This is a genomic window from Pseudomonas sp. SBB6 (genome assembly GCF_024213215.1).
Taxonomy (GTDB): domain Bacteria; phylum Pseudomonadota; class Gammaproteobacteria; order Pseudomonadales; family Pseudomonadaceae; genus Aquipseudomonas; species Aquipseudomonas donghuensis.
This window is the reverse complement of the sequence record NZ_JANAVH010000006.1, coordinates 215,984-237,786: the sequence shown is the minus strand read 5'-3', so window position 1 is coordinate 237,786 and position 21,803 is coordinate 215,984. Positions and strand designations below refer to the sequence as shown.

At 62.0% G+C, this 21,803-nt stretch carries 19 protein-coding genes; 5 read left to right on the top strand and 14 right to left on the bottom strand.

Annotated features, from left to right (window positions below):
• Positions 1-50: 50 nt before the first annotated feature.
• Positions 51-1,826 (bottom strand): glyoxylate carboligase, encoded by a 1,776-nt coding sequence (gcl, locus tag NLX68_RS14555; RefSeq protein WP_115088013.1) that lies wholly within the window; start codon positions 1,824-1,826, stop codon positions 51-53.
• A gap of 256 nt (positions 1,827-2,082) precedes the next feature.
• Between gcl and NLX68_RS14550 the strand changes: the two genes are divergently transcribed.
• Complete coding sequence (locus NLX68_RS14550; protein WP_010225106.1) at positions 2,083-2,523, top strand: heme-binding protein; 441 nt, start codon at positions 2,083-2,085, stop codon at positions 2,521-2,523.
• A 69-nt stretch (positions 2,524-2,592) separates the two neighbouring features.
• Here the strand turns inward: NLX68_RS14550 and NLX68_RS14545 are convergent, their stop codons facing one another.
• Positions 2,593-3,201, bottom strand: a complete 609-nt coding sequence (locus NLX68_RS14545; RefSeq protein WP_115088010.1) for a TetR/AcrR family transcriptional regulator — start codon at positions 3,199-3,201, stop codon at positions 2,593-2,595.
• Positions 3,202-3,347: 146 nt separating this feature from the next.
• Here NLX68_RS14545 and NLX68_RS14540 point away from each other — a divergent pair, with 146 nt between their 5' ends.
• Positions 3,348-4,256 (top strand): DUF808 domain-containing protein, encoded by a 909-nt coding sequence (locus NLX68_RS14540; RefSeq protein ID WP_100783427.1) that lies wholly within the window; start codon positions 3,348-3,350, stop codon positions 4,254-4,256.
• A gap of 107 nt (positions 4,257-4,363) precedes the next feature.
• On the opposite strand, the gene NLX68_RS14535 is transcribed toward NLX68_RS14540, so the two are convergent.
• From NLX68_RS14535 to puuE, 7 genes are all read right to left on the bottom strand, one after another.
• Positions 4,364-5,152 carry an outer membrane protein OmpK gene (locus NLX68_RS14535; RefSeq protein WP_254284554.1) on the bottom strand — a complete coding sequence of 263 codons (789 nt, stop codon included), beginning with the start codon at positions 5,150-5,152 and terminating at the stop codon, positions 4,364-4,366.
• Positions 5,153-5,512: 360 nt separating this feature from the next.
• Positions 5,513-6,298: an outer membrane protein OmpK gene (locus NLX68_RS14530; protein ID WP_254284553.1), complete on the bottom strand. Its 786-nt coding sequence runs from the start codon at positions 6,296-6,298 to the stop codon at positions 5,513-5,515.
• Positions 6,299-6,433: 135 nt separating this feature from the next.
• Complete coding sequence (locus NLX68_RS14525) at positions 6,434-7,789, bottom strand: nucleobase:cation symporter-2 family protein (RefSeq protein WP_254284552.1); 1,356 nt, start codon at positions 7,787-7,789, stop codon at positions 6,434-6,436.
• 130 nt (positions 7,790-7,919) lie between these two features.
• Positions 7,920-9,245, bottom strand: coding sequence for a urate hydroxylase PuuD (locus NLX68_RS14520; protein WP_254284551.1), 1,326 nt, complete (start codon positions 9,243-9,245; stop codon positions 7,920-7,922).
• Positions 9,246-9,295: 50 nt separating this feature from the next.
• Positions 9,296-9,799 carry an ureidoglycolate lyase gene (locus NLX68_RS14515; RefSeq protein WP_254284550.1) on the bottom strand — a complete coding sequence of 168 codons (504 nt, stop codon included), beginning with the start codon at positions 9,797-9,799 and terminating at the stop codon, positions 9,296-9,298.
• Between the two features lie 104 nt (positions 9,800-9,903).
• Positions 9,904-10,419: a 2-oxo-4-hydroxy-4-carboxy-5-ureidoimidazoline decarboxylase gene (gene uraD, locus NLX68_RS14510; RefSeq protein WP_254284549.1), complete on the bottom strand. Its 516-nt coding sequence runs from the start codon at positions 10,417-10,419 to the stop codon at positions 9,904-9,906.
• Positions 10,416-11,345, bottom strand: a complete 930-nt coding sequence (gene puuE, locus NLX68_RS14505) for an allantoinase PuuE (protein ID WP_254284548.1) — start codon at positions 11,343-11,345, stop codon at positions 10,416-10,418. The genes uraD and puuE overlap by 4 nt, the downstream gene beginning before the upstream one ends.
• 398 nt (positions 11,346-11,743) lie before the next feature.
• On the opposite strand from puuE, the gene uraH reads away from it, so the two are divergent.
• Positions 11,744-12,097 carry a hydroxyisourate hydrolase gene (uraH, locus tag NLX68_RS14500; protein ID WP_010225132.1) on the top strand — a complete coding sequence of 118 codons (354 nt, stop codon included), beginning with the start codon at positions 11,744-11,746 and terminating at the stop codon, positions 12,095-12,097.
• 180 nt (positions 12,098-12,277) lie between these two features.
• Here uraH and NLX68_RS14495 read toward each other — a convergent pair whose 3' ends face one another.
• Positions 12,278-13,597: an NCS2 family permease gene (locus NLX68_RS14495; protein ID WP_223253881.1), complete on the bottom strand. Its 1,320-nt coding sequence runs from the start codon at positions 13,595-13,597 to the stop codon at positions 12,278-12,280.
• A 389-nt stretch (positions 13,598-13,986) separates the two neighbouring features.
• Between NLX68_RS14495 and NLX68_RS14490 the strand changes: the two genes are divergently transcribed.
• Complete coding sequence (locus tag NLX68_RS14490; RefSeq protein ID WP_010226037.1) at positions 13,987-14,754, top strand: GntR family transcriptional regulator; 768 nt, start codon at positions 13,987-13,989, stop codon at positions 14,752-14,754.
• Between the two features lie 173 nt (positions 14,755-14,927).
• Positions 14,928-15,626: an aquaporin Z gene (gene aqpZ / locus NLX68_RS14485; RefSeq protein ID WP_254284547.1), complete on the top strand. Its 699-nt coding sequence runs from the start codon at positions 14,928-14,930 to the stop codon at positions 15,624-15,626.
• On the opposite strand, the gene guaD is transcribed toward aqpZ, so the two are convergent.
• The 4 genes from guaD to xdhA form a co-directional block, all read right to left on the bottom strand.
• Positions 15,623-16,927 carry a guanine deaminase gene (guaD, locus tag NLX68_RS14480; RefSeq protein WP_254284546.1) on the bottom strand — a complete coding sequence of 435 codons (1,305 nt, stop codon included), beginning with the start codon at positions 16,925-16,927 and terminating at the stop codon, positions 15,623-15,625. The genes aqpZ and guaD overlap by 4 nt on opposite strands.
• Positions 16,928-16,937: 10 nt before the next feature.
• A complete protein-coding gene (gene xdhC, locus NLX68_RS14475; RefSeq protein ID WP_254284545.1) occupies positions 16,938-17,783 on the bottom strand; it encodes a xanthine dehydrogenase accessory protein XdhC in 846 nt (281 codons plus the stop codon).
• Positions 17,784-17,884: 101 nt separating this feature from the next.
• On the bottom strand, positions 17,885-20,281 hold the full coding sequence (gene xdhB / locus NLX68_RS14470; protein WP_254284544.1) for a xanthine dehydrogenase molybdopterin binding subunit: 2,397 nt from the start codon (positions 20,279-20,281) through the stop codon (positions 17,885-17,887).
• Positions 20,274-21,728 (bottom strand): xanthine dehydrogenase small subunit, encoded by a 1,455-nt coding sequence (gene xdhA, locus NLX68_RS14465; RefSeq protein ID WP_254284543.1) that lies wholly within the window; start codon positions 21,726-21,728, stop codon positions 20,274-20,276. Before xdhA ends, xdhB begins: the two co-directional genes overlap by 8 nt.
• Positions 21,729-21,803: the final 75 nt, after the last annotated feature.

Below are 21,803 nucleotides of genomic sequence, written 5' to 3'. Positions count from 1 at the left end.
TCCTTGCAAAAAGGGGCCCTGTGCACCCGGCATCAGGGTCTTCGCAGCGATCAGTCGAGCAGGGAAATCGCGGTTGGCGCGTCGTTGCCGACCAGCGCCAGGTCTTCGAATTCGTTGACCGCGTTGATTTCGGTGCCCATGGAAATGTTGGTCACGCGCTCGAGGATAACCTCGACCACCACCGGTACCCGGAACTCTTCGGCCAGTTTCTGCGCCTTGAGCAGGGCCGGGGCGATCTCGCCAGGCTCGGTCACGCGCAGAGCCTTGCAGCCCAGGCCTTCGACCACCGCGACGTGATCGACGCCATAACCGTTGAGCTCCGGCGCGTTGACGTTCTCGAACGCCAGCTGCACACAGTAATCCATCTCGAAGCCGCGCTGAGCCTGGCGGATCAGCCCCAGGTAGGAGTTGTTCACCAGCACGTGGATGTACGGCAGGTTGAACTGCGCGCCCACTGCCAGTTCTTCGATCATGAACTGGAAGTCATAGTCGCCCGACAGCGCCACGACCTTGCGGGTCGGATCAGCCTTGACCACGCCGAGGGCGGCAGGGATGGTCCAGCCCAGCGGGCCGGCCTGGCCGCAGTTGATCCAGTGACGCGGCTTGTAGACGTGAAGGAACTGCGCGCCGGCGATCTGCGACAGACCGATGGTGCTGACATAGCAGGTGTCCTTGCCGAAGACCTGGTTCATTTCCTGGTAAACGCGCTGTGGCTTGACCGGCACGTTGTCGAAATGGGTCTTGCGTTGCAGGCTCGATTTGCGCTGTTGGCAATCTTCCAGCCAGGCGCTGCGGTCCTTGAGCTTGCCGGCGGCTTTCCACTCGCGGGCCACTTCGAGGAACACGTCGAGGGCGGCGCCCGCGTCGGAAACGATACCCAGGTCCGGGGTGAAGACCCGGCCGATCTGGGTCGGCTCGATGTCGACGTGAATGAAGCGACGGCCTTCGGTGTAGACGTCAACCGAGCCGGTGTGACGGTTGGCCCAACGGTTGCCGATGCCCAGCACCACGTCGGACTTGAGCATGGTGGCGTTGCCGTAGCGGTGCGACGTCTGCAGGCCGACCATGCCCACCATCAGCGGGTGATCGTCGGGGATGATGCCCCAACCCATCAGGGTCGGGATCACTGGAATTCCGGTCAGCTCGGCGAACTCCACCAGCTTGTCGCAGGCATCGGCGTTGATGATGCCGCCACCGGCGACCAGCAATGGACGCTCGGCAGTATCGAGCATGGCCAGGGCTTTCTCGACCTGGACGCGGTTGGCCGCAGGCTTTTGTACGGGCAGCGGCTGGTAGGCGTCGATGTCGAATTCGATCTCGGCCATCTGCACGTCGAACGGCAGGTCGATCAGCACCGGGCCTGGGCGGCCGGAGCGCATTTCATAGAACGCCTTCTGGAACGCATACGGCACCTGGCCGGGCTCCAGAACGGTGGTCGCCCACTTGGTCACCGGCTTGACGATGCTGGTGATGTCGACGGCCTGGAAATCTTCCTTGTGCATACGCGCACGTGGCGCTTGGCCCGTGATGCACAGGATCGGGATGGAGTCGGCCGAGGCACTGTACAGGCCGGTGACCATGTCGGTGCCGGCAGGGCCGGAAGTGCCGATGCACACGCCGATGTTGCCGGCCTTGGTGCGGGTGTAGCCCTCGGCCATGTGCGAGGCGCCTTCAACGTGACGAGCGAGGACGTGATCGATACCGCCGACTTTCTTCAGGGCCGAGTACAGGGGGTTGATGGCTGCACCCGGAATGCCAAACGCGGTTTCCACACCTTCGCGGCGCATCACCAGAACGGCTGCATCAATTGCTCTCATTTTGCTCATGGTTTTGTGCCTCTTTGATTTTGTAATTGTATACAAATGGCTTTTCGCCAGAGTGTATTCACGCCAGGCGACTCTGGTCAATCCATTTTCATCGGCGATCGGCGCTTTCGTCGGGAAGCCTTTAAAAATGGCATTTCGTCAGAATTGGTTCATCGCGTCGAAATTATTGTATACAAAAATATTCGCCATTGTGTTCTATTTGTTCTATTGATTTTTACACCTGCCCTCGGGCTTCTAACAACAAGAGGACCTTTCCATGAACGCTTTGACCTTGAAAGTCGCTGTCAGCCTGGTGAACGCCGCGCTGGTGGCCGGGCGCAAGATCTCCTCCGCGCCGTTGACCGTGGCGGTGCTGGATAACGGCGGGCATCTGCTGGCCCTGCAACGTGAAGACGGCGCCAGCCTGCTACGACCGCAAGTGGCGATGGGCAAGGCCTGGGGTGCAATTGCCCTGGGCAAGGGTTCGCGCCTGCTGGCGCTGGACGCGCAGCAGCGCCCGGCGTTCTTCGCCGCGCTCAACGGCCTGGGCCAGAGCCCGGTGGTGCCGGCGCCGGGCGGGGTGCTGATTCGGAATCAGCAGGGCGTGGTGCTGGGGGCGATCGGCATCAGTGGCGATACCTCGGATATCGACGAGCAATGCGCGATCAGTGCGATCGAGGAGGCGGGGTTGACGGCGGATGCCGGTGTAGCGGCTTAAAATTTATCGCGGGGCAAGCCCGCTCCCACCTGTAGGAGCGGGCTTGCCCCGCGATGCAGGCGCCTTGGACTAAGCGTCCGGCTCACAGCCCTTGAGCACCAGGCGAATGATGGTCTGCGCCGCCGCTTCATAATCGCTGTCATCGAGCTTGGCCTTGCCGGTGACCACCGAGATCTGCCAGTCGAAGTCGGCGTAGGTCTGGGTCGCCGCCCAGATGCTGAACATCAGGTGGTGCGGGTCGAGCGGGGCGATCTGGCCGCGGTCGATCCAGGCCTGGATACACTCGATGTTGTGCCGGGCCTGCTCGTTGAGCTGCTCGACCTGGCTCGGGCTCAGGTGCGGGGCGCCGTGCATGATTTCGCTGGCGAACACCTTGGACGCAAACGGCAGGTCGCGGGAGATGCGCACCTTGGAGCGGATGTAGGCGCTCAATACCTCTTTGGGGTCGCCGTCGGCATTGAACGGCGTCGACGCCTGCATGATCGGTTCGATGATGCTTTCCAGGACCTCGCGGTAGAGGTTTTCCTTGGACTTGAAGTAGTAATAGACGTTGGGCTTGGGCAGGCCGGCCTTGGCCGCGATGTCGCTGGTCTTGGTGGCGGCGAAGCCCTTGTCGGCAAACTCTTCACTGGCCGCGCGCAGGATCAGTTCTTTGTTGCGCTCGCGAATGCTGCTCATGGTTGACGCTGTTCCTCGTGTCTGGCCGCTGGCGGCACCGGGCCTGGGAGGTCGGTTGCGCATGGTAGCACCGCGTTCGCAAGCGGCTCAAGGTGGCGACTTTGAGCTAGACTGTGGCCCTCTCAACCCGCTGGAATCAGGCAAACATGGCAGGAAGCAGTCTTCTGGTATTGATCGACGATATCGCCACGGTACTCGACGATGTCTCGGTAATGACCAAGGTCGCGGCAAAAAAGACCGCGGGGGTGCTGGGCGACGACCTGGCGCTCAACGCCCAGCAGGTCACCGGCGTGCGCGCCGAGCGGGAAATCCCGGTGGTCTGGGCGGTGGCCAAGGGCTCGTTCCTCAACAAGCTGATCCTGGTGCCGGCGGCGCTGCTGATCAGCGCCTTCATTCCCTGGGCGGTGACGCCACTGCTGATGGTCGGCGGTGCGTTCCTGTGCTTTGAAGGCTTCGAGAAGCTCGCGCACAAGTTCCTCCACAGCAAGGAAGAAGACCAGGCCGAGCATGTGGCGCTGACGGAAGCGGTGGCCGATCCTGCGGTCGATCTGGTGGCTTTCGAGCAAGACAAGATCAAGGGCGCGGTGCGCACCGACTTCATCCTGTCGGCCGAGATCATCGCCATCACCCTGGGCACGGTTGCCGATGCGCCGCTGACTCAACAAATCATCGTGCTCTCGGGCATCGCCATTGTCATGACCATCGGTGTCTATGGCCTGGTGGCCGGCATCGTCAAGCTCGATGACCTGGGCCTGTGGCTGACCCAGAAGGCCTCGAGCGCGGCCAAGGCGATCGGCAACGGCATCCTGCGGGCGGCGCCGTACATGATGAAAAGCCTGTCGGTGATTGGCACTGCGGCGATGTTTCTGGTCGGCGGCGGGATTCTGGTCCACGGCGTGGCGCCGCTGCACCATGCCATTGAAGCCTTCAGCGAAGGGCGCGGCGGGGTGCTGACCAGTACGCTGCTCAATGCCGGGGTGGGGATTGTCGCCGGTGCTGCAGTGTTGGCAGTGGTTGCGCTGATCGGCAAGCTCTGGCGTGCTGTCAGAAGCTGATGGCCTCATCGCTGGCAACGCCAGCTCCCACAGGGTCAGGTGTTGAACCGATCCTGTGGGAGCCGGCCTTGCCGGCGATCAAAGCCCGAAGGGCTTTGCCTCTTTGATCAGAAGTGCGCTTTGACCAGGAAGCTGGCAGTGTTCTGATCGGTATCGAAGGCGTCGCTGTCCTTGATGCCGTACTTGTTCTTCCAGTAGTCGTATTCGAAACCGACATACAGCTGCTTCTCACCCCAGTTCAGCGCCTTGCCCAGGTCGTATTTGACCTGCGGGTTGAAGTGCAGGTTGGCGTGGTAGGTGCCACGACGGCTGGTGGCGTCGTTGTCCACGACCCAGTCCATGAAGCCATCGATGAGGATGTCGGACTTGCCCACAGGGATGGTGTAGGACCAGACCGGGGTGATCTGCCAGACGTTGTCACCGGCACGGCTGCCCTCGGTGTTGCGCTGGTAGAAGTTCAGCTGGAAGTAGTCGAAGCCTGGGATGTCCAGGTCGAAACCCGGGCCGATCAGGTAGGACTCGGTGTCGCCCTCGCCAAACTCGTAGGTCATCGCCAGCAGCACGTCCTTGACCGGGCCGAAGGCCAGCTTCTGGTCGAAGATCTTGCCGAACGACAGGCGTGGGCTGATCTCGCCGTAGTAGGTGTTGGGCCCGTTGTTGAAGTCCTTGTCACCGTTGTAGAAGATCTTGTCGACGAAGATGAAGTTGTCGCCGTACTTCCAGGCATCGGCGTGCTCGAAGGTCACGGTCTGCTGGATCGACGGGTTGACGGCAAAGTTCTTGCCCCACAGGTAGGTCAGGCTGTTGTTCTGCCATTGCAGCAGATCACCGGCAGTGGCGGCGGTGCTGGCCGCCAGCAGGCCGCTGGCAAGGATCAGGCTGTTGGTAATACGCATCGCGTAGTTGCTCCCTTGATGGATTCTTGTGGTGCTCTGGTGTGGCACCTTTTGGGTAAATACTTGTCTTTCGGGTCAGTTTTTTTCGATTGGCCACAGCTGTTTGGCAAGAGCTGGGCCAACCTTCCGGGTCAGTCACAAGCAATCCTGCTCGACGTCTTTCTGAACAGTTGAAAAGGGTATTTCAGGTTGGCGTGACGCTTGCCAATCGCCCGAATTCATTGACTGAGCGGTCAGCAAACGCAGGCAGGATCCGTCCTGCCCTGATCGAGGGGGCGCGCAGATTACTGGCTTGCGCGCCGGTCCTCAAGTGCTCCGTCCTGGAGCGGGTGAGGCAAAAACTGTGCGTTTGGTCAGCTTTTAGAAGTGAACCTTAACCAGGGCGCTGGTAACACTCTGATTGGTGTCCAGCCGGCCACTGTTCTCGATGCCGTATTTGTCTTTCCAGTAGCTGTACTCGATACCCACGTACAACTGCTTGGCCCCAAGGTTAAGGGCCTTGCCCAGGTCGTATTTGACCTGCGGGTTGAACTGCAGGTTGGCGTGATAGGTGCCGCGCCGGCTTTGGTCGTTGTCCACCACCCAGTCCATGTAGCCGTCGATCAGGACGTCGGATTTGCCCACAGGGATGGTGTAGGAAAAGGTCGGGGTAATCTGCCAGACGCGATCACCCGGGCGGCTGCCTTCGGTGTTGCGCTGCATGATGTTGAGGGTGAAGTAGTTGAAGCCGGGGATCGCCAGGTCAAAGCCGGGGCCGATCAGGTAGGCCTCGTTGTCGCCTTCGCCAGACTCGTAGGTCATGGCCAGCAACACGTCCTTGATCGGACCGAACTCGAATTTGCGATCGAAGATCTTGCCGAACGACAGGCGCGGGCTGAACTCACCGTAGTAGGTGTTGTTGCCTTTGTTGCGGTCGGTGCCGCCGTTGTAGAAGATCTTGTCGATGAACAGGAAGGTGTCGCCGTACTTCCACTTGTTGGCATGTTCGAAGGTCACCGTCTGCTGGATCGCGGGGTTGACCTGGAAGTCCTTGCCGTAGAGGTAGGTGAGGCTGTTGGTGTGCCAGAGCAGCAAGTCCCCTGCGGCAGCTGGCAAGGTGGCCAGCAGACTGCTACCCAACAGGAGGGAAGTGGTGATGCCTTTCATGTTGTGATTCCCGGCTTTGTTATTGTTGGTTTTCGGTTTTTTTTGGCGCGAAGCGCCCCGGCCGACCCGCTCCCACGGGTCGACGGCCTTGCGTATTGCTTGGGTGATGCCGGGCGGCAAGCGCCGCCCAAAGGCTCAGTGCTGGTGGACGGTATCGTTGTGGGCGGCGCGTTCGGCGCCACCGAGGATGTTGAACAGCAGGTTGAGGATCAAGGCGCTGACCGTGGCCATGGCAATGCCGCTGTGGGTGATCGGCTCCATCCACTGTGGCATCTGGGCAAAGAACTCCGGACGCACCACCGGGATCAGGCCCATGCCGACGCTGACGGCCACCAGCAACTGGTTGCGGCGGTCGGCGATGTCGGCTTCCTGGAGGATCTTGATGCCGGTGGCGGCGACCATGCCGAACATCGCGATCGACGCACCGCCCAGCACCGCAGGCGGAATCGAGGCAATCAGGAACGCCGCTTTGGGCAGCAGGCTGAGCAGGATCAGAAAACCGCCGGCGACCACGGTGACGTAGCGGCAGCGCACGCCGGTCATCTGCACCAGGCCAATGTTCTGGGCGAAGGATGAGTGGGTGAAGGTGTTGAAAAAGCCGGCCACGAACGACGCACCGGCATCACACATCAGGCCGCGGCGCAGCATGCCGGGGGTGACTTCGCGGTCGGTGACCTTGCCCAGGGCGAGGAACATGCCGGTGGACTCGACGAAGATGATCACCACCACCAGGCACATCGACAGGATCGGTGCCAGGCTGAAGGTCGGCATGCCGAAATGCAGCGGCGTCACCACCTGCACCCATGGCGCTTCACTCAGGCCCGAGAGGTCGACCATGCCGATGGAACCGGCAAGGATGTAGCCCAGGCCCATGCCGATCAGTACCGAGACATTGACCCAGAAACCACGCATGAAGCGGTTGATCAGCAGGATGGTGGCCAGCACCAGGCCGGCGACGATCAGGTAGACGGGAGAGCCGAAGGGCGCGGCATCGGCACCGCCGCCGGCCCAGTTGACCGCAACCGGGAACAGCGACAGGCCGATCGAGGTGATGACCGTGCCGGTCACCAGCGGCGGGAAGAAACGCACGACCTTGGACATGAACGGCGCAATGACCATGCCGAAGAAGCCGGCGGCGATGGTCGCACCGAAAATCCCCTGCAGGCCGACGCCAGGCATGCCAGCCATGGCCACCATACTGCCGACCGCGGCAAAGCTTGCACCCATCATCACCGGCATGCGGATGCCGACTGCGCCAATGCCGAACGACTGGACGACGGTGGCGACACCAGCGACCAGCAGGTCGGCATTGATCAGGAAAGCGACTTCTTCACGAGAAAGTCCGGCGGCTTGACCGATGATCAGCGGCACGGCAATCGCGCCTCCATACATCAGCAACACATGCTGCAGACCCACCAGGAACAGTTGGAACAGGGGCAGTGGCTGTCGTGGGGGCGCAACAGGGATGTACGCCTTGCGTGACTCGGACATGCAACACCTCGGTTTTGTTTTTATTCTTGGAGCTGCAAGCTTCAAGCGCCAAGCTTCAAGGAGAAGCAGGAGGTTGCGCTTGGCTTGCAGCTTTTTGCTTGTCGCTTACAGCGGGCAGCGTGTGGCTACCTCAGTGGGTCGGTGCTCCCTTGGCGACCCAGGCGCCAATCAGGTCACGTTCCTGCTGGGTCATCTGGGTGATGTTGCCCAGCGGCATGATCTGCGTCGCCACGGCTTGCGCCTGGATGCGCGCGGCCTGTTGCTGGATCTGCTGCGGGGTATCGAGCATCACCCCGGCAGGGGCGGCGCTGAACAGCGGGCTGGTCGGCTTGGCCGAGTGGCACACGGTGCAACGTTCCTGGATGACGCTGTGGATCTTCTCGAAACCGGCATCGTCGAGCTTGGCGGTGGCACCGGCGGGCGCTTGCGCAGGTGCCGCAGGCTGGGCTGGGGCGGCGGCCTGTTCGGCAGCTTTCTCGGCAGCGGTCTTGCCACCCAGGGCGGTTTCCGGCAGCGGCTGGTACTCGACCTTGGCGGCGGCCTGCTCAGGGGCGCTTGGCATCGGCGCAGGGCCGGTGACGTACGCCAGGCAGATCATCGCCAGGGCGCCGACCGGCAGGGTCCAGGCGTACTTGTTGCTGTCATGACGGGTGTTGAAGTAGTGACGCACCAACACCGCAGCCACCGCGATACCGGCCAGGATCAACCAGTTGTACTGGCTGCCATAGGTGCTCGGGAAGTGGTTGCTGATCATGATGAACAGCACCGGCAGGGTGAAGTAGTTGTTGTGCCGCGAGCGCAGCAGGCCCTTGGCCGGCAGCAGCGGGTCCGGCGTCTGGTTGGCTTCGATGGCGGCTACCAGCTGACGTTGGGCGGGCATGATGATGCGGAACACGTTACCGACCATGATGGTGCCGATGATCGCGCCAGTGTGCAGGTAGGCGCCACGGCCGCTGAACACCTGGCTGAAACCGTAGCAGGCGGCGATGACCAGCACGAACAGCACCAGGCCGAGCAGGCCAGGGCGCTTGCCCAGCGGCGAGTCGCAGAGGAAGTCGTAGATGAACCAGCCGGCGATCAGCGAACCGATACCGATGGCAATGCCTTCACCACCGCTCAGGGTGCTGCCAGGGGCCAGCAGGTAGAGGGTCGGGTTCCAGTAGAACACCAGGCACAGCAGGGCGATACCCGACATCCAGGTGAAGTAGGCTTCCCATTTGAACCAGTGCAGGTTCTCCGGCATTTTTGGCGGAGCCAGCTTGTACTTCTCCAGGTGGTAGATCCCGCCACCGTGAATCGCCCAGAGATCGCCGGACAGGCCGTCGCGCGGGTTGGTCCGGTTGAGGTTGTTTTCCAGCCAGACAAAGTAGAACGACGCGCCAATCCATGCCACGCCAGTGATCATGTGAACCCAACGCACGCTCAGGTTCAGCCATTCCAACAGATGTGCTTCCACAGTCTTTACCTCTACCCTGGCACCCTGTAGCCGGGTGCTCAGGTCTTCTCTTATTGGTGGGGGGCGAGGATCAATTGCTCATCCTCATTGAAAAAATGCTCATCGCAGTTGTTGCCAGTGCCACTGCGATCAACCACCAGGAAGTCATCCCGCTTTTCGATCGTCAGCACCGGGTGGTGCCAGACGCCGCGATGGTAATTGATGCCCTGCCTTCCATTACTGATGAAGGCACGGACCAGGCCCGATACAGGTGCATCGCCAAGTGGCGCGACCACGATCAGAAAGGGGTTGCCGAGCAGCGGAATGAAAGCCTGGCTGCCCTGCGGATGGCGCTCCAGCATGCGTACGGTCAGGGGCATGTCCAGCGCGTCGGCGCGGAAGATGCTGATGATCGCCTTGTCGTCGGGTTGTGCGGTTTCGACCGTGGCCAGACGATGGAAGCGCATGGTCGAGCCGTTGTTGATCATGAAGTGGTCGCTGCCGTCGGTTTCGATCACGTCACCGAAAGGGGCGAAGGCTTCTTTGCTCAGGGGCTCAATCACTAAAGTGCGCATGCGGATTCTCTTTATTCTGTGTTGTGGAGGGTGTCGTTGTTGCGCCGGTCAGGCCCTGGGTACGCTCGCGTAGCGCACTCGGGCCAGCCCGGCGGTCGACGCCCTTAAAGCTGCAGCAGGCGGAACAGGGCGATCAGGTTGATCTGCGCCAGCGCTTCCTTGAACTCGGCCTCGACCGAGTTGTGGATGCGCTGCTCAAAGGCGGCGAGGATCTGGTGCCGGTTGCTGCCTTTGACCGCCATGATGAACGGGAACTTGAATTTCTCTTTGTAGGCATCGTTGAGTTCGGTGAAGCGCTCGAACTCTTCGGCGGTGCACTGGTGGATACCGGCGCCGGCCTGTTCATGGGTGCTCGATTCGGTCAGCTGACCCTGGATCGCGGCCTTGCCGGCGAGGTCCGGGTGCGCGTTGATCAGCGCCAGCTGAGCGGCGTGGTCGGCGCTCAGGAGGATGTCGCTCATGCGCTGGTGCAGGGCTTCGATCTGCTCGATTTCCTGCAGTTGGCCCAGGTCGTAGGCCTTCTCGGCAACCCAGGGCGAGTGTTCGTAGATATCGGCGAAGGCTTCGACGAACGCTGTGCGATCCAGGCTCGAAGGCTTCAGGGTCTTGAATGCGGTCATTGTGCTTTCTCGGCTTGGAAAGGGTGGGTGGCATGCCAGTGACGGGCGATGTCCACGCGCCGGGCGAACCAGACCTGGTCATGGCTCTTGGCGTACTCGACGAAGCGCTTGAGCGCGGCCAGGCGCGCCGGCCGGCCGATCAAGCGGCAGTGCAGGCCGATCGAGAGCATCTTCGGGGCCTCGGCGCCTTCTTCGTAGAGCACATCGAACGCGTCCTTGAGGTACTGGAAGAACTGCTCGCCGCAGTTGAAGCCCTGCACCTGGGTGAAGCGCATGTCGTTGGTGTCCAGGGTGTAGGGGATCACAAGGTGCGGCTTGCCGGTCGGGTTGTTCTGTTCCCAGTAGGGCAGGTCGTCGTCGTAGGTGTCGCTGTCGTAGAGGAAGCCGCCTTCCTCCATCACCAGGCGGCGGGTGTTCGGCCCGGTGCGGCCGGTGTACCAGCCCAGCGGACGCTCGCCGGTGAGTTCGGTGAGGATGCGGATGGCTTCGAGCATGTGCTCGCGCTCCTGGGCCTCATCCATGTATTGGTAATCGATCCAGCGGTAGCCGTGGCTGCAGATCTCGTGGCCGGCTTCGACCATGGCGCGGATCACGTCCGGATGACGCTGGGCGGCCATGGCCACGGCGAAGATGGTCAGCGGCACGCCAGTGTCCTTGAACAGCTTGAGCAGGCGCCAGACGCCAGCGCGGCTGCCATACTCGTACAGCGATTCCATGCTCATGTTGCGCGCGCCCTGCAGCGGCTGGGCGGAGACCATTTCCGAGAGGAAGGCTTCGGACTCTTTATCGCCGTGAAGGATGTTGCGTTCGCCACCTTCTTCGTAATTGAGCACGAAAGACAAAGCAATGCGGGCGTTCCCCGGCCAGCGCGGATGGGGTGGGGTGTTGCCGTAACCGATCAGGTCGCGAGGGTAATCAGCGCTCACTGCAGTCTTCCTTCTTGTACGTGAATACGGAGGGCGTGGGCACCCGGGTAGGGTATCGGCCACGACGATGGGATGATTGTATACAACTTTGTTTGCGATTTGTAAGCCTGTTTTTTCGCTTTTATTTGCCTTTTCACCCACTCCTGCCTCTATAAGGAGTCCTGCAAGAAACCTGCCTGATCGGTCAGCTAATGACGGTCACGTCGGCCAATGGCGCGGTTTTGCGACTGATGGCCTATTTACGGGAGATGCGCGGCGTGTCAGGAAAGAATACTGAATTATTGTGTACAATTTTACAGATAAATGTCTTAATAATCCGACAACCGCACGTTGTCGGGCTTCCTGACGCTGGCGTGCGGGTATTTTTTGCCCACAGATAGAACAGAGGCGAGCAAGCAATGGGACGTTTGACCACGCATGTACTGGATGCCGCTCATGGCTGCCCCGGCAGCTCGATCAAGGTCGAGCTGTACCGGGTCGAAGGCCAGCAGCTGGAACTGGTGAACACTACCCTGACCAACAGCGATGGCCGTTGCGACGCGCCGCTGTTGCAAGGCGATGATTACCGCAGCGGTGTCTACCAGCTGCAGTTCAGCGCTGGCGATTACTACCGTGCCCGCGGCGTACAACTGCCCGAGCCTGCTTTCCTTGATGTGGTGGTGCTGCGTTTCGGCATCAGTGCCGAGCAGGATCACTACCACGTACCGCTGTTGATCTCGCCGTACAGTTACTCGACCTACCGTGGAAGCTAGTTGGTCGCTAGAAGAATCTTCGTAGGTCCTTGCCCGCTCACACTGCGGGCTTTTTTTTGCCTGGACCTTTGTGCTGCCTTTTCGCGGGGCAAGCCCGCTCCCACAGGGCCAGCGACCGGTCCCTCGCAAACAACAAAAAGCCCCACCCGAAGGTGAGGCCCTGTTTACCTGCAGTTGTGTTTACAGGAACACGAACTTGGCAATGAAGATCGCCGTCAGCACCCACAGGCTTGCCGAGATCTCCTTGTAGCGCCCGGTCCCGGCCTTGAGCACCACATAGGTGATAAAGCCCAGGGCGATGCCGTCGGCGACCGAGAAGGTCAGCGGCATCATGATCGCGGTGACGATTGCCGGAATGCTGTCGGTGGCTTCGTCCCAATCGATATGAGCCATGCTGCCCATCATCAGCATCGCCACGTAGATCAAGGCACCGGCAGTCGCATAGGCCGGAATCATCCCAGCCAGCGGGGCGAAGAACATCGCGGCGATGAAGAACAGGCCGACCACCACGGCAGTCAGCCCGGTACGGCCACCGGCGGCGACCCCGGCAGCACTCTCTACATAACTGGTCACCGGTGGTACGCCGACCACGGCACCGAACACACTCGATGCACTGTCGGCCTTGAGCGCCCGCGACAGGTTTTCGATGCGCCCGTCGGCATTCACCAGGTTGGCCCGTTGGGCCACGCCCATCAGGGTGCCGGCAGTGTCGAACATGTGCACGAAGAGGAAGGCGAAGACCACGGCGATCATGCTGACGTTGAACACGCCGGCCACGTCCATGGCCATCCAGGTCGGCGCCAGGCTCGGCGGCAGCGAGAACAATCCGCCGTACTCCACCAGGCCCAGGCCCCAGCCGGCGAGGGTGACGCTGATGATGCTGATCAGGATCGCGCCGAACACCCGGTGGTAGCTGAGCACCGCGATCATCAAAAAGCAGATGGCCGCCAGCAGCGGGCCAGGCTCGTGCAGCGAGCCGAGCTTGATCAGGGTCGCCGGGCTGTCGACGACAATCCCGGCGGTTTTAAGACCGATCAGTCCGAGAAACAATCCGACGCCGGCACCCATGGCATGCCGCAGGCTGACTGGAATGCTGTTGAGCAGCCATTCGCGCACCCGCGACAAGGTCAGCAGCATGAACAGCACCCCGGAGACGAACACCGCGCCCAGCGCGGCTTCCCAGGTGTAGCCCATGGTCCCGACCACGGTGTAGGTAAAGAAGGCGTTGAGCCCCATGCCCGGCGCCAAGCCTACTGGCCAGTTGGCGTACAGGCCCATCAACAGGCAGCCGAGGGCGGCGGCGATGCAGGTGGCGACGAACGCCGCACCGTGATCGATGCCGGCATCGGCCATGATGTTGGGGTTGACGAAGATGATGTAGGCCATGGTGATGAAGGTGGTCAACCCGGCGATCATTTCGGTTTTGACGGTGGTGCCATGTAGCTTGAGTTTGAAAATCCGCTCCAGCCAGCTCGTTTCGAGCGGTGGGGCAAGATCCAGCGTAGGGGCGTCGGATTTGCGGCTTTCCACAGCGTGTACTCCTCAAGTCTTTTCTTGTTTTGCAGAGCCAGTCCTGCGCACGCACTGGGGGGCTCTGTGAGGCGGATGGGATGGCAGGCCACCGGACCGTTTGTTGACTTATGGGTCAGGAAGTTGCACGGATGGATTATGCGTTTGTATACAAAGAATGCAAATAATGTTTTCGTTGTTGTGCTCAGATAATTTGCCTGTGCAGCTATAAAGGCTATCGTCACCTGCAGAAATCCCTGCGGCTGTGTACAATGTGCCAATACCTTAATCGTTTAATTTTCTTACCAGGACTTGCCATCGCCCCTCTGGCTGGTATTACAGTCAGGGTCCGACTGGCGGATCTCCGTGCTCGAGTGCCCATGAACGAACAGCTGCAACCTCTCAAGAAACCAGTGCGTACCGGCAAGGCCGGTCGTAGCGGAACCCAGGACGATATCGTCTATGCGCACATTTTCGAGGCCATCCTCGAGCAGCGTCTGGCGCCGGGTACCAAGTTGAGCGAGGAAGCCCTGGGCGAGATCTTCGGCGTCAGCCGCACCATCATCCGTCGCGCCCTGTCGCGCCTGGCCCACGAAAGCGTGGTGCTGCTGCGGCCCAACCGCGGCGCGGTAGTGGCCAGCCCGACGGTCGAAGAAGCCCGCCAGGTGTTCTTCTCGCGGCGCATGGTCGAGCGCGCCATCACCGAGCTTGCGGTCGAGCATGCCACCGCCGAGCAACTCAACGAATTGCGCCAGATGGTCCGCGACGAGCGTGACAGCTTCTCCCGTGGCGATCGCGGCGCCGGCATTCGTTTGTCCGGTGAGTTTCACCTCAAGCTGGCAGAGGCTGCAGGCAATGCGCCGCTGATCAGCTTTCAGCGCAGCCTGGTGTCGCAAACCTCGTTGATCATTGCCCAGTACGAAAGCGGCAACCGCTCGCATTGCTCCTACGACGAGCACATGCAACTGATCGACGCCATCGAGGCCCGTGACGTCAACCAGGCGGTGAGCCTGATGATGCACCACATGGACCACATCGACAGCAAGCTCAACCTCGACGAAGACAGCGCTTCGGATGACCTGCATGCGGTGTTCTCGCACCTGCTGCAGACCAAGAAGCGTGGTGGGGTTGCGCCGCTCAAGGGTTGAAGGCCAGTAACACCCAATCGCGGGGCAAGTCGAATCGTCGCACCGCGATGCTTTCCGGCCACTGGCAGGTTATCCAGCCTCTGCTAGGATCTCACCTGATCCACCGCAAACCTTCATCAAGCAGTTGGGCTTGCGCGCTATGCGTAGAACTTCAACTACTTGAGGACAGGTATATGTCGATGCCCCTGAGCAAACGCATGGGTGCTGAACTGATCGGGACGTTCTGGCTGGTGTTGGGTGGCTGCGGCAGTGCGGTGATCGCCGCGTCGCTCCCCATCGGTATCGGCCTGGTCGGGGTGGCCATGGCCTTTGGCCTGACCGTGCTGACCATGGCTTTCGCCATCGGCCATATTTCCGGATGCCACCTCAACCCCGCGGTGTCGCTCGGGCTGGTGGTGGGCGGGCGTTTTCCGCTCAAGGACCTGCTGCCCTACGTCATCGCCCAGGTGATTGGCGCGATTCTCGGCGCAGCGGTGATCTACTTCATTGCCAGCGGCAAGGCGGGCTTTGAGTTGTCGGCAGGGCTGGCGTCCAACGGCTATGCCGAGCATTCCCCCAGCGGCTACTCGTTGGCGGCAGGCTTTGCCAGTGAAGTGGTGATGACCGCGATGTTCATCCTGATCATCATGGGCGCCACCGACAGCCGTGCCCCGGCAGGCTTTGCACCGATTGCCATCGGCCTGGCCCTGACCCTGATCCACCTGATCTCGATTCCGGTCACCAACACCTCGGTGAACCCGGCGCGCAGCACGGGGCCGGCGATTTTCGTCGGTGGCTGGGCGCTGCAGCAGCTGTGGTTGTTCTGGGTGGCGCCGCTGATCGGGGCAGTGATCGGCGGCGCCTTGTACCGGGGGCTGGCGCGCGAGCCTTAGCGCTGGTGCACGCAGCGGCCGGCGGCGAAGGTCTGCTTGACGGTACGGTCGTCGCCCAGGGTCATCAGCACGAACAGCGTCTCGTCAATGCTGTTCGACTGCTGGAGGCGGTAGTTCATCAGCGCCGTGGCCTTGTAATCGAGTACCACGAAGTCGGCATCGTTGCCTGGCCGCAGGCTGCCGATCCGGTCGTCCAGGCTCAGTGCCCGGGCGCCGCCCAGGGTTGCCAGGTACAGTGACTTGAACGGGCTCAGCCGCGCACCCTGCAGTTGCATGACCTTGTAGGCCTCATTCAGGGTGTTGAGCAGCGAGAAGCTGGTACCGGCCCCGACGTCGGTGCCCAAACCGACCTTGACCTTGAACTTCTCGGCCTGCGGCAGGTTGAACAGGCCGCTGCCGAGGAACAGGTTGGAGGTCGGGCAGAAGGCCACGGCCGAACCGGTTTCGGCCAGGCGCTGGCATTCGTCGTCGCACAGGTGCACGCCGTGGGCGAACACCGAGCGCTGGCCGAGCAGCTTGAAGTGATCGTAGACGTCCAGGTAGCCCTTGCGCTCCGGGAACAGCGCCTTGACCCAGTCGATTTCCTTGAGGTTTTCGCTCAGGTGGGTGTGCATGTACAGGTCGGGGTATTCGCCCAGCAACTGGCCGGCCAGGGTCAGTTGCTCCGGGGTGCTGGTCGGCGCAAAGCGCGGGGTCACTGCGTAGTGCAGGCGGCCTTTGCCATGCCAGCGCTCGATCAGCGCCTTGCTCTCGATATAGCCGGATTCGGCGGTGTCGGTCAGGTAGTCCGGGGCATTGCGGTCCATCATCACCTTGCCGGCGATCATCCGCAGGTCCAGGCGCTCGGCTTGTTCGAAGAAGGCATTGACCGATTCGGGGTGCACGCTGCCGAACACCAGGGCGGTGGTGGTGCCGTTGCGCAGCAGTTCTTCGATGAAGATCTTCGCCACCTTGTCGGCGTGGCCCTTGTCGGCAAACTGCTTCTCGCAGGGGAAGGTGTAGGTGTTGAGCCAGTCCAGCAACTGCTCGCCGTAGGAACCAATCATGCCGGTCTGCGGGAAGTGGATATGCGTGTCGATAAAGCCCGGGGTGATCAGGGCATCCTGGTAATGCTCAACCTCGATGTCCGCCGCCAGGGTCGGCAGCAGGTCGCGGGCATGGCCCAGGGCGCTGATCTTGCCGTTGTCGATCAACAGCAGGCCGTCTTCGAAATACTGATAGGAGGCTTCGACACCTACTTCGGCTGGGTCGGCGATGCTGTGCAGGATGGCGGCACGGTAGGCTTTGCGGGTTGCGCTCATAGGGCTCTCGTCATATGGCTTGGCTGCGCCGTGACGGCGGCAGCAATTGGGCAATGGGGCCGGCGTTGGCAGCGTTGTTGTGCTGGCCAAAGCTGGCGTTGTAGGTGGCAATGATTTCGGCGGCGATCGACACGGCGATCTCGATCGGCAGCTTGCCCTTGACCTCGGCGATGCCCATCGGGCAACGCATGCGCTGCAGGCGCTCCTCGGCAAAGCCGCGTTCACGCAGGCGATGCTCGAACTTGACGCGTTTGGTCTTCGAGCCGATCAGGCCGAACCAGGTGAAGTCATTGCGTTTGAGGATCGCTGCGGTCAGTTCCAGATCCAGCTGATGGTTGTGGGTCATGACGATGCAGTAGCTGCCCGCGGGCAGGTCATCGACTTCATCCACCGGCTCTTCGCTGACGATCTTGCTGACCCCGGCCGGCATGTGCTCGGGGAACTCCTGCTCGCGCGAATCGATCCAGCGCACCTTGCAGGGCAAGGCGGCGAGCAAGGGTACCAGAGCGCGGCCGACATGGCCTGCGCCGAATACGGCGATCTGCGCCTGGACCTGGCCCATCGGTTCGAACAGCAGCACGGTGGCGCCGCCGCAGCACTGGCCGAGGCTGGCGCCGAGGCTGAAGCGTTCCAGGTGCGGCGCATCACGGCGCTCGGCAAGCATCTGCCGGGCGATGTGCATGGCCTTGTATTCCAGGTGGCCGCCGCCGATGGTGTCGAACAGCTGCTCGGCGCTGACGACCATTTTCGAGCCGGCGTTGCGTGGCGTCGAGCCACGTTCTTCGATGATGGTCACCAGTACGCAGGGCTCGCCGCGAGATTGCAGGTCGGACAGGGCGTTGATCCAGGTGTGCATTATTCAGTTACCTCTACGGTGCCTGTTCTGGCCTCATCGCGGGTCAAGCCCGCTCCCACAGTAGTCCCCTGTGGGAGCGGGCTTGACCCGCGATAGGCGTCCTACGGAGCGACTGTCTCAACCTCGGTAGCAGGCTGCTGCGCCGCCATTGCCTTGCGCACCTGCTCGCAACCCCAGAGCACCCGCTCCGGCGTCGCCGGCGCATCGATCAGCGGGTGCACGCGGTAGTCGCCCAGGCTCGCCACGGCGTCCTTGATCGCGCACCAGGCGGCAATGCCGAGCATGAACGGCGGCTCACCCACGGCCTTGGAGTGGAACACCGTGTCTTCCGGGTTCTTGCGGTTCTCCACCAGCTTGACGCGCAAATCCACCGGCATGTCGGCCACCGCCGGGATCTTGTAGCTGGCCGGGCCGTTGGTCATCAGCTTGCCCTTGGCGTTCCATACCAGCTCTTCGGTGGTCAGCCAGCCCATGCCCTGGATGAACCCGCCCTCGACCTGGCCGATGTCGATGGCCGGGTTCAGCGAGGCGCCCACATCGTGAAGGATGTCGGTGCGCAGCATCTTGTATTCGCCGGTCAAGGTGTCGACGATCACCTCGGCACAGGCCGCACCGAAGGCGAAGTAGTAGAACGGCCGGCCGCGGGCCTGGCTGCGGTCGTAGTAGATTTTCGGGGTCTTGTAGAAGCCGGTGCTCGACAGCGACACCTGAGCAAAATACGCCTGTTGCACCAGGGCTTCGAAACTGAGGATCTCATCGCGCACACGCACGTGTCCGTTGCGAAACTCGACGTCTTCCTCGCTGACCTTGTACTGGCGTGCGGCGAACTCGGTCAGGCGTTTCTTGAGAATCTCGGCGGCGTTCTGCGCCGCCTTGCCGTTCAGGTCGGCGCCGCTGGAGGCGGCGGTCGGCGAGGTGTTGGGCACCTTGTCGGTGTTGGTCGCAGTGATCTGGATGCGCTGGAAATCCACCTGGAACACTTCGGCCACCACCTGCGCCACCTTGGTGTTCAGGCCCTGGCCCATTTCGGTGCCGCCGTGGTTCAGGTGAATGCTGCCATCGGTGTAGATGTGCACCAGGGCGCCAGCCTGGTTGAGGAAGCTGGCGGTGAACGAGATACCGAACTTCACCGGGGTCAGCGCCAGGCCTTTCTTGAGGATCGGGCTGTTGGCGTTGAAGCGGCGGATCGATTCGCGGCGCTCGGCATAATCGCTGCTGGTTTCGAGCTCGGCGGTGATCTCTTCGAGCATGTTGTGCTCGACGGTCTGGTAGTAATGGGTGACGTTGCGCTCGGTCTTGCCATAGTAGTTGGCCTTGCGCACCGCCAGCGGGTCGAGGCCCAAGTGGCGGGCGATGTGGTCCATGACCTCTTCGATGGCGACCATGCCTTGCGGGCCACCGAAGCCGCGGTAGGCGGTGTTCGACGCGGTGTTGGTCTTGCAGCGGTGGCCATGGATGGTGGCATCGCCCAGGTAATAGGCGTTGTCGGCGTGGAACATGGCGCGGTCGACGATCGATGCCGAGAGGTCCGGCGAGCAGCCGCAGTTGCCGGCCAGGTCGAAGTTGATACCGTGCAGGCGGCCGTTGTCATCGAAGCCGACGTCGTATTCGATGTAGAACGGGTGGCGCTTGCCGGTCATGAGCATGTCTTCGACCCGCGGCAGGCGCATCTTGGTCGGCTGGCCGGTGAGGTGCGCGATCACCGCGCACAGGCAGGCGGGGCTGGCCGCCTGGGTTTCCTTGCCGCCGAAACCACCGCCCATGCGGCGCATGTCAACGACGATCTTGTTCATTGGCACGTCGAGGACTTCCGCCACCAGCTTCTGCACTTCGGTGGGGTTCTGGGTCGAGCAGTAGACGATCATTCCGCCGTCTTCGCTGGGCATCACCGAGGAGATCTGGGTTTCCAGGTAGAAGTGCTCCTGGCCGCCGATGTGCAGGGTGCCCTGCAGGCGATGCGGGGCGCTGGCCAGGGCGCTGACCGAGTCGCCGCGCTGGTGGGTGTGGCTGTCGAGCACGAAGTGTTTCTTGCGCAGGGCCTCGACCACATCCAGCACCGGCTCCAGGTCTTCATACTCGATGATCGCGGCCATGGCCGCGCGGCGCGCGGTATCCAGGTCGCGGGCAGCGACGGCGACCACCGGCTGGCCAACGAACTCGACGGTGTCGATGGCCAGCAGCGGGTCACCGGGCAGTAGCGGGCCGATGTCCTTGAGGCCCGGTATGTCTTCATGGGTGATGGCGATGCGCACGCCTTCGAAGGCGTAGCAGGGGCTGGTGTCGATGCTCAGCACCCGTGCATGGGCGCGGTCGGACAGGCGCGCATAGACATGCAGCTGATTGGGGAACTCCAGGCGATCATCGATGTACACCGCTTCGCCCGACACATGCTTGTCGGCGCTATCGTGCTTGAGGCTGCGGCCAACCCCGGTGGTCAGGTCCTGGCTGAACAGTTCGGCCAGCTCTGCCTGGCTTTTGGCGACGTGATGGTTAGACATAAGCGGTCACCCGAGTTTCGATGTGCGGTGTTTGCAGTTCGATGAAGTATTTGCGCAGCAGGTTCTGCGCGCTGAGCAGGCGGTATTCTTTGCTGGCACGGAAATCCGAGAGCGGCGTGAAGTCCTCTGCCAGGGCCTGGCAGGCGCGCTCGATGCTGGCCTGGTTCCAGGCCTTGCCGACGAGCGCCGCTTCGCAGGCGCGGGCCCGTTTCGGGATCGCCGCCATGCCGCCGAATGCAATGCGTGCAGCCTCGACCACGCCGTTGCTGATGCGCAGGTTGAACGCCGCGCAGACTGCCGAGATGTCATCGTCCAGGCGCTTGGACACCTTGTAGGCGCGGAACGCCCAGTCGGCGCGGGCCCGTGGCACGATGATCTTCTCGATGAACTCGCTATCCTGGCGCGCGGTGATGCGGTAGTCGATGAAGTAGTCTTCCAACGCCAGGGTGCGGGTGTTTTCACCTTTGCGCAAAACGATCTGCGCATCCAGGGCAATCAGCAGGGGCGGCGAGTCTCCGATCGGCGAGGCGTTGCCGATGTTGCCGCCGAGGGTGCCCTGGTTACGGATTTGCAGTGAGGCAAAGCGGTGCAGCAACTCGCCGAAGTCCGGGTACTCGCGGCTCAGGGCGTCGTAGCAGTCGGTCAATGGCGTGGCTGCGCCGATTTCCAGGTGCTGGTCGTGAGTCTCGATGCGCTTGAGTTCGGCGACGTTGCCGACATAGATCATCACCGGCAGGGTCTTGTGGAACTGGGTGACTTCCAGCGCCAGGTCGGTACCGCCAGCCAGCAACCGGGCTTCGGGGTGCGAGCTGTAGAGTTCGGCAAGGTCGGCCACGGTCAGCGGTACCAGGCAGCGCTTGTCGCCACTGTTGAGCTCACCGGTTTCGCTCGGGGCGATAGCCTTGAGGCGGGCGATGGTCTGGGCTTCGCTGGCATCGAACTGATCAGGCTTGGCCTGGCAGCAGGACTGCTCGGCGGCGGCCAGGATCGGCCGGTAGCCGGTGCAGCGGCAGAGGTTGCCGGCCAGGGCTTCCTGGGCCTTGTGCAGATCGGGTGCGTCGCTGTTCTTTTGCAGGGCAAACAGCGACATGACGAAGCCTGGGGTGCAGAAGCCGCATTGCGAACCATGGCAGTCGGCCATGGCCTGCTGCACGCTGTGCAGCTTGCCCTGGTGCTTGAGGCCTTCGACGCTGATCAGCTGTTTGCCGTGCAGCGAGGAGACGAAGGTCAGGCACGAGTTGAGGCTGCGGTAGCGGATGTGCTCGCGGCCGTCATCGTTCTGCGCCAGCTCGCCGACCACCACGGTGCAGGCGCCGCAATCGCCGCTGGCGCAGCCTTCCTTGGTACCGGACTTGCCCAGGTGCTCACGAAGATACTCGAGGACTGTCAGGTTGGGGTCCAGGGCATGCTCACTGCGCAGCTCCTGGTTAAGTAGAAACTGGATCACGGGAAGGCCTCACAAACGACTTATTGTTGTTGAGCGGACTGTAAGCAGACTTGATTTTCAGGTCAACAATTTTCT

Bases quoted from the DNA above. Each gene is read 5' to 3' on its own strand.
- gcl (WP_115088013.1), bottom strand. From the start codon at position 1,826: ATGAGCAAAATGAGAGCAATTGATGCAGCCGTTCTGGTGATGCGCCGC.
- NLX68_RS14550 (WP_010225106.1), top strand. From the start codon at position 2,083: ATGAACGCTTTGACCTTGAAAGTCGCTGTCAGCCTGGTGAACGCCGCG.
- NLX68_RS14545 (WP_115088010.1), bottom strand. From the start codon at position 3,201: ATGAGCAGCATTCGCGAGCGCAACAAAGAACTGATCCTGCGCGCGGCC.
- NLX68_RS14540 (WP_100783427.1), top strand. From the start codon at position 3,348: ATGGCAGGAAGCAGTCTTCTGGTATTGATCGACGATATCGCCACGGTA.
- NLX68_RS14535 (WP_254284554.1), bottom strand. From the start codon at position 5,152: ATGCGTATTACCAACAGCCTGATCCTTGCCAGCGGCCTGCTGGCGGCC.
- NLX68_RS14530 (WP_254284553.1), bottom strand. From the start codon at position 6,298: ATGAAAGGCATCACCACTTCCCTCCTGTTGGGTAGCAGTCTGCTGGCC.
- NLX68_RS14525 (WP_254284552.1), bottom strand. From the start codon at position 7,789: ATGTCCGAGTCACGCAAGGCGTACATCCCTGTTGCGCCCCCACGACAG.
- NLX68_RS14515 (WP_254284550.1), bottom strand. From the start codon at position 9,799: ATGCGCACTTTAGTGATTGAGCCCCTGAGCAAAGAAGCCTTCGCCCCT.
- uraD (WP_254284549.1), bottom strand. From the start codon at position 10,419: ATGACCGCATTCAAGACCCTGAAGCCTTCGAGCCTGGATCGCACAGCG.
- uraH (WP_010225132.1), top strand. From the start codon at position 11,744: ATGGGACGTTTGACCACGCATGTACTGGATGCCGCTCATGGCTGCCCC.
- NLX68_RS14490 (WP_010226037.1), top strand. From the start codon at position 13,987: ATGAACGAACAGCTGCAACCTCTCAAGAAACCAGTGCGTACCGGCAAG.
- aqpZ (WP_254284547.1), top strand. From the start codon at position 14,928: ATGTCGATGCCCCTGAGCAAACGCATGGGTGCTGAACTGATCGGGACG.
- guaD (WP_254284546.1), bottom strand. From the start codon at position 16,927: ATGAGCGCAACCCGCAAAGCCTACCGTGCCGCCATCCTGCACAGCATC.
- xdhC (WP_254284545.1), bottom strand. From the start codon at position 17,783: ATGCACACCTGGATCAACGCCCTGTCCGACCTGCAATCTCGCGGCGAG.
- xdhB (WP_254284544.1), bottom strand. From the start codon at position 20,281: ATGTCTAACCATCACGTCGCCAAAAGCCAGGCAGAGCTGGCCGAACTG.